This window comes from Corynebacterium otitidis ATCC 51513, from assembly GCF_000296405.1.
Classification (GTDB): Bacteria; Actinomycetota; Actinomycetes; order Mycobacteriales; family Mycobacteriaceae; genus Corynebacterium; species Corynebacterium otitidis.
Genome location: NZ_JH815195.1, coordinates 232722 through 239678, shown reverse-complemented (window position 1 = coordinate 239678; position 6957 = coordinate 232722). Strand labels below are relative to the sequence as shown.

The 6957-nt window shown below is 71.7% G+C and carries 5 protein-coding genes; 2 read left to right on the top strand and 3 right to left on the bottom strand.

What is annotated here, in order from left to right:
* On the bottom strand, nucleotides 1-227 hold a 227-nt coding region (locus HMPREF9719_RS08540; protein WP_004601591.1), incomplete at its 3' end, for a hypothetical protein.
* A 382-nt stretch (nucleotides 228-609) separates the two neighbouring features.
* On the opposite strand from HMPREF9719_RS08540, the gene HMPREF9719_RS08535 reads away from it, so the two are divergent.
* Together HMPREF9719_RS08535 and HMPREF9719_RS08530 are read left to right on the top strand one after the other, a co-directional pair.
* Entirely contained in the window at nucleotides 610-1263 is a 654-nt protein-coding gene (locus HMPREF9719_RS08535; RefSeq protein WP_145972330.1) for a hypothetical protein, read from the top strand.
* The gene (locus tag HMPREF9719_RS08530; RefSeq protein ID WP_004601589.1) at nucleotides 1260-2255 is read left to right on the top strand and encodes a PrsW family intramembrane metalloprotease; all 996 of its coding nucleotides are present in this window, start codon (nucleotides 1260-1262) and stop codon (nucleotides 2253-2255) included. The genes HMPREF9719_RS08535 and HMPREF9719_RS08530 overlap by 4 nt, the downstream gene beginning before the upstream one ends.
* A 325-nt stretch (nucleotides 2256-2580) precedes the next feature.
* On the opposite strand, the gene HMPREF9719_RS08525 is transcribed toward HMPREF9719_RS08530, so the two are convergent.
* Together HMPREF9719_RS08525 and HMPREF9719_RS08520 are read right to left on the bottom strand one after the other, a co-directional pair.
* On the bottom strand, nucleotides 2581-6057 hold the full coding sequence (locus tag HMPREF9719_RS08525; protein WP_004601588.1) for an arabinosyltransferase domain-containing protein: 3477 nt from the start codon (nucleotides 6055-6057) through the stop codon (nucleotides 2581-2583).
* Nucleotides 6058-6170: 113 nt separating this feature from the next.
* Nucleotides 6171-6957, bottom strand: a 787-nt coding sequence (locus tag HMPREF9719_RS08520) for an arabinofuranosyltransferase (protein WP_004601587.1), incomplete at its 5' end; no start/stop codon positions are given.

Below are 6957 nucleotides of genomic sequence, written 5' to 3'. Positions count from 1 at the left end.
GGCAGGCCGTCGCCCTCGCCTTCGTCGTCACCGGGGAGGCCGTCGTTGGTCGCGGGGCCGTGCTCCTGCTCCTGCGCGTTGGTGGTCGGAGCGAAGGAGGGGATGCCGGCGGTGATGCCAGCAGTGGCGGTCAGCGCGGCGGCGATGGTGCCACCGACGAGCGCGCGGCGCAGCGGCAGGCCGGCGATGGCCCGGCTCGCGCGGGAACGCGAAGAGAACGTTGCCATAGCGAGAAGTCTCCTCAGTTATCTCTCGAACAGGTTCTTCACAGGGGAGTGGTGGGTCCGCTGCGTCGTACGGCGGACCCAGCATCGACCCCTGCATGCAATTCCTAGCATAGCTAGTTTCGCGCATGCATTCTTTCAGGTTGTTATGAACATCGTGCCGGGTTGCTCCCCATCCCGGCGCAGCGCGGTCAGAAAATTCCTTGGCGGGTTCCCTGCGAGAGTGAGATTCGGGTTGCGGCCGCGGGCGATCGATTGGGGGCGGGCGCTCTGCCAGCCCCGATGGAGTGTCCCAACAATCACACGCGTGTTATTCATAGAGGCTAACTTGACGGATCGGGGTTGGCCCGCTCTCCCCGCGCGCGTGGGCCGCTACGATGAGCCCATGGGCAGATATCAACCCATCCCCAGACGGGGGGTCTTAGTGTGGCTCGGCCTGCTGTTTTTCCTGGTCCTCGTTGTCGCCGTGCCGCTTGGCGTGGCGTTTGGGGCGTCCCCGGGCGGCACCGATGACGTCGCCGAGGACGGCGGCGTCGGTGAGGACGTCGGGCCCGAGCCGGTCGTGTTCTCCAGCGACGAGTCCGGCTGGGAGATCCCCGTCGAGGGCCTCGAGTGCCAGCCCCTCGCCGAGGACCTGCCGGTCTCGAACTGGGCGTGCGAGGATCCCTCGCGGGTCATGGCCGGCATCCCGGCTTCGGGCTACATGGACGAGGAGGTCGCGCTTCGCCGCATGACGCGGATCGCGACCCTCGACCTGCCCGGCGAGGACCTTTCCGTCGTGAAGGCGGGAGCCGGGCAGTTCCTCTACGACCCGGACAAGGAGGTCATCAGCCTCTCGCTGCGCAACGACGACCCCGTCGACGAGCAGATCCAGGGCGAGCTCATGGTCGTGGTGATCTCCGGCGACGAGATCGAGGACGCCGCGCGGATGGTGTGGCGCTCCTTCGGCCTCGGGGAGCTCCCTGACGAGGCGGAGGCGCAGCTCGCCCGGCCGGACGAGGCTAACGGCCCCGACGAGGACGAGGGGGAACTGGCATGAACCGGCTCTTCGGCATCACGCTGATCGCCTGCCTGGCGGTGGGCATCCCTGTTAGCGCGTTCTACGTCGCGGCGAGCTCGCTCGTCGCCCCCGGCGGGCTGGCCGCCAGCGTCGTCATCGGCGCGGGCTACGTCGCGATCATGCTCGCCCTGTTTCGGGCGCTGCCCATCTGGCCGAAGCCCTCGCCCGGAATCGCGTGGGTGGCCGCCTCGCTCGCGTGGGGCGGCGGCGTCTCCGTGCTCTTTGCCCTCATCGCCGCCCCGGGCGCGATCTTCATGGCGAACAGCCTGGGCCTCGAGGACTACGTCATGTCTTTTGCCGGCGCCATCCCCGAGGAGACCATCAAGACGGTGGGCGTGGCAGTCATCGTGCTCACCTTCCAGCGGCTGAGCCGGCCCTGGCACGGCCTCATCACCGGGCTTATCGTCGGGCTCGGCTTCGAGGCCGCGGAGAACGTCGTCTACTCGGGCACCGGGGCGATGCTCAACCCCAACAACGACCTCGCCGGCGCGCTGGAGATGTGGTCGCTGCGCATGATCGTCGGGCCCTTCCTCCACATCACCTTCACCGCCGTCGCGGGCTGGGGCGTGGGGCTGGCGCTCACCGGACGGCGCCGCAACGCGCTGGCGCGGGTGGGCATCGCGGTGTTCTGGTACCTCGTGGCCTTCGCCATGCACTTTGGGTGGAACATCACCGCGATGGACAACCTGGCCCTGACCATCATCCCGAAAATCGTCGCCCTGGGCGTCGGCTACCCGCTCGTGCTCGCGGCGATCGTGCTGAGCGCGAGGCGGGCGCGCCGCGACTTCTCCTTCTCGGCGCTCAGCGCCCCCCTCGAGTCGGTCGGCGCGCTCGCCGAGGCGGAGTCGAGGAGGCGCCGCACGCGCAAGAACCCCAATCCTCCCAGTGTTTTCCCGCCCCGGCCCGCGCCCGCCCGGGACGAGAGCGAGGAGGCGAACGCCGCGCCGGCACCAGAGCCGGCTCGCGGGTAGCAGCCCCGCCTACGGGCCAAAAGAAACAGGCACTCTAATTAACAGAGTGCCGAGGAAAAAGGACGCCGCCGCGACCAACTCACTGGTCGTGGCGGCGTCCTTCTTCTTAGCCGGCCCGATTTGCCGAGCTGTCCGGCCTGCGGCCCCGGAAACTGGCCGACGGTCGGCGGGGCGCCCGGCCTGGGGTCGCGCCCGCGGGACCCGAGGAGGCTCCCCGCGAGGAGCCGTGTAACGCCGGCCCCGGTGGCGCGGCGCGATCACCGCAGGCCGACGCGAAGCGGCCGGCGCGGCGGGCGCCCTGGCGCCGCCGCCGGCCCCCTAGCGGTTAGTCGTCCTCCTCGCCGGTGGGCATGGAGCTCGGGTGCCACCAGCCGGAGCGCGTGATCTCCCGGGTGTCGATCTCCGCGGGAGAAGGCTTCGCGCCGGTCGAGTCGGGGCGCAGGTCGTAGGCCATGAGCGCGCCCCAGTCGCGGCCCCAGTCGTCCTTGAGGTAGCTGGGCACCTCCCAGCTCGTGGCGAGCGCGTCCGGCAGGCCGGTCGCGCCGCCGCCCGTGGCGTCCTGCACTGGGGTGAGCGCGGGGCGCTCGTCGTGGCGGGGCAGGATCCGGTAGCGGGCCATCTCCGCGACGCCGGCGTAGTGGCCGTAGGGCCGCTGGCAGGGGAACTGCAGGCCGACCGGCCAGTCGACGAGCACGGGCACGCTCGTACCGACCGCGTCCTGGAGCGTCTCCAGCTCGGGCACGCGTGGCGGGGTCACCGCGAGCCACATCTTCTCCTCAACGAGGTGGTCGGTCGCCACGAGGCGCACCGCGTCCGCCTCCCCGGGGAGGTCCTCGAGGGGGAGGCGCAGGTTGCGCCAGCTGGGGTCGGAGCCGGTGCTCTCCATCGTTGCGGTGCCGAGCTCCCGCACCCCGCCGCCGGGGAGCCGCTTGCCGTAGCTGAGCTTGAGCTTCGTGCCGCTCTGATCGATGCCGTTGATGTCCTCGTGGGCGATGCGCCCGGCCGCGGACACGACGACGAGTGGGGCGTTGTCCTTCTCGGCGGGGTCGGGCAGCGCGTACCACTCGCTGGTGAGCTCGCCGGGGGCGGGGTTGTCGTCGCTGTAGCTGCCGAGCACCGGCACCGAGGCGTAGTCGAGCCCGAAGGGCAGCAGGTGGCGCGAGCCGTTAGCGCCCTCGTCGGGGCGCAGCCCTTCGGTCTCTCCCGTCGCGCTCGCCGCGGAGGAATCCGACTGCCCGTCGGCGGAGTCACCCGAGGTGCCCGAGTTGGAGTCGCTGCCCGTGCCGTTGCCGGTCCCGCCGCCGACGGCCGCCTCGTTGCTGCCCGGGTCGGACTCGGCGAGGCTCCCGCCGGAGGCGGGTTCCTCTTCCTCCGCGTCGTCGCCGAGCTGGTCGGAGATCTCCGTGGGGATGTTGTTCGGACCGAAGCCCTCGTTGCCCTCGGCGTCGAGGGAGTCCGCGAGGTCGACGTCGCCGATCGGCTCGAGGAAGGAGTCGTTGGTGTCGCGCTCGACGAGCACGTCCTCGGCCATGGCGCACGGCCGGCCCGCCAAAGCCCGGAGGTTGCCCTCGCCGACGGAGTAGGAGGGGTACTGCTCGACGAATCCCTTCGCGAGGCTCGCATACGAGAACGCGACCGTGATCGCGGAGAGCACCGCGATGGGCGCGGCGATAAGCCCGAGCGTCCTCGGTCGCTCCTTGCGCGGCTCCTTCGCGGGCCGGGGCTCCTCGCCCGCGGCGACGCGCGCCTCGTCGAGGGTCTGGCGGAACTTCTGCACCACGCCGACGACGAGCACCGCCACGGAGATCGCGAGCATCACCGAGGACGCGAGCACCCCGCCGATCTGTGGGGGCTTGTCCCACCACGGCACCGCGAAGCTGGAGATGTACCACCAGCCGTTCGTGCCGGCGAGCGCGAGCGCGAAGATCATGAGGAAGCCGCCGAGGACGAACGTGCGCATCGGCTTCGAGCGCACCGAGATCTGGCTGAGCGCCACCGCGGCGACCGCGGCGAGCGCCGGCGCGATCCCGGCGAACGCGCCGAAGTGGTGGGTCCACTTCGTGGGCGTGAAGATGAGGAAGAAGAACGCTCCAAAGACGACCAGCAGGATGCGCAGCGTCGGGCCGCTTGCGACGCCGGAGATGCGCCGCCTCGCCAGCAGCGAGACGGCGACGATCGCCGACGCGGCGAGCAGCATGAACACCGGGAAGCGGCGGGTAAACGACCCGTCGGCGCCGCCGACGTCGAGGAGCGCCTCGTAGCGGCTGAACTCCTCGTACCACGGCAGCGACGGCCCGATCTCCGAGCGCACCCTCGTTGCCTCCAAGACGGTGGCGATGGTCTGGGTGGAGAACACCCCGCAGAGGATCGCCGTGCCGGCCGCGAAGAACGGCAGAAGCACCGCGGCGGACGCGGCGACGGCGCGGCCGCGCGGCCCGTCGTGCGGCGCGCCGAGCTCCGGGAGCCGCTCGTAGAGCAGGGTGATGAGGCTCGGCAGGGAGACGAGCACCGCCGCGACCGCCATGAGCCCGGTCGGGCCCGCCCCCAGGGAGAGCGTCGCCGCGACGACGCCCACCGCGGCGGGCAGGAAGCGGCGGGTGGCGATGGCGCGCTCGAAGCACACGACGGTAAACAGCGCGCCCGCGGCGATGACCGGCTCGGGGCGGATGCCGTTGTTGTAGGGCAGCCAGAACGCGAGGAAGAGCAGCGCGGCCGTCCAGCGCGCAACGCCGCGGCCCGCGACCGCGGGCCCGAGGGCGGGCAGCACGAGGCGGGAGAGCATGAACCAGATCGCCAGGCCGGCGATGAGCGTCGGCAGCCTGAGCCACACGGACGCGGTGGAGACCTGCACCATGTAGGAGAGCAGGTCGTAGAACGGGAAGCCGAAGGGCGCCTCGGGCACGCCGAACCACCGGTAGTAGTTCGCCATGTAGTCCGACTCGCCGGCGAGCCTCGCCATGGTGAGGATATAGCCGTCGTCGGGGGTGTTCGCGCCGATGAGGTGCCACACTGCGAGTGCCGCGGCGACGACCCCGTCGAGGAGCCGGGGCCGCCACGCGCCCGCCGGCATGATCCGCGCCCTGGGCACGGAGGAGTGCTTGTCGATGCGGTAGAGGCACCACAGCGCCACCGCGAGCGCCACGAGCCCCACCGCGATGGCGGCCGCCTTGACCGGCGTGGCGGAAAGGGTGAAGCGGGAGTTGATCTCCTGCTCGAGGCTTAATCCGGAGTCGATGAGGCCGGCGGCCTCCTCCTCGGGGATCTCGGAGAACACGCCCACCGACATGGGCCGAAGGTCCTCGTCGAGGATCTCCGAGTCGAAGCCAGAGACCCGGGCTATGGCCTCGTCCGCGGTGAGGGACACCTCGAGCGAGGCGCCCGCTGCGGCCGCCTCGTCGAGCTCCTCCCTATCGAGGTCGAAGAACGCCTGGCCCCGGGAGGTGACCGTAAGCCCGGTGTCGGTGGCGCGCACGGTGAGGCCCTGGGCCTGGTAGCGCTCTGCGCCCTCGGGGACGGTGCCGACGAGGAGGTCCTCGCCCTCGGGCAGGGTGTCTGCCGCCGCGAGCGGCACCGTCGCCTCGAGCGACTCGGGGGCGTAGGACATGAGGGGAGCGCGCACCGACGCGGTGGATCCCTCCTGCGGCCAGCTCAGCGAGGACTGGGTCTGGCTGACGGGGAGGAACGGCACCGCGAGGAACGCGAGGAGCCCCACGAGCCCCGAGACGATCGCTAGCGGCTTGAGCCACTCGGGCGGGCGGGCCGCGGGCGGGTCCGCCGGCGGCGCCGAGCTGTAGTCACGCACATCGGCTAAGGCTATCCCAGCGGCCCCGCCGACCGGCAACGACCGGCCGGGACGGTTCCCCCGCGGCGCGGGGCGCCCGGCCGCCCGGGCTGCCACAGCCGCGCGCCGCGGCCCTAGGCGCGGGTGAGGACGACGAAGGGGCCGATCTCGGCGCGGTGCCACAGCGCCTCGTCGTCGAAGGCCGCCGGGTTGAAGAGCAGCTCGTGGGTGCGCACGTTGAGCACGCTGGGGTAGTCGTTGACGTTGATCTCTGTGCGGTAGCCGTAGTCGGCGTCCTGCTCGGAGGGCACGATCGGCTGGTCGTCGTGGTCGGCGAGCTCGTCCCTCGTCCCGAAGCCGGCGTCGACGTCCCCGGCGTTGGGGTCGTCGGGGTTGACCCCGGCGGCGGGCTCGTCGCGGTCGCCGGGCGCGGTGTTGCCCTCGGGCACGTCCTCGCTCGTCGCGTCGCGGAAGATGAACACGTCGGGCGCGCGCCACCGCGAGGAGTCGATGAGGGAGAGGAACTCCGCCGGGTCGGCGGCCTCCGAATAGGAGGCCTCGGCCCACTTCTGGAGCTCCTCGTTGCGGGCCGGGTGCTCGCCCAGCGGGTTGGCGTAGTGCGGGGAGGAGGCCTGGAACACCCGGTACGGGTAGAGCGACGCGAAGCCCTTCACCGCGGTGTGCACGACCGTCTCCGAGGGCTCGTAGCCGTGGGAGCGGATCTCCTCGTCGACCGCGTCGTAGTAGGCCGCGGAGCCGGGCTCGTGCCGGTCGGCGCGCTCCCCGCCGGGCGCGGTCTCCTCGTAGGCGCGGTTAATACCCATCTCGTTGGCCGCGGGCACCGCCTGCGCGAGCGCCCCGCCCGCGATCGCGACGACCGCCGCGCCGGCGAGCACGCTCCGCTCCAGGCCGGCGCCCGCG

What these genes read in the sequence shown, in the direction of transcription:
- HMPREF9719_RS08535 (WP_145972330.1), top strand. Translation starts at nt 610, where the DNA reads ATGGGCAGATATCAACCCATCCCCAGACGGGGGGTCTTAGTGTGGCTC.
- HMPREF9719_RS08530 (WP_004601589.1), top strand. Translation starts at nt 1,260, where the DNA reads ATGAACCGGCTCTTCGGCATCACGCTGATCGCCTGCCTGGCGGTGGGC.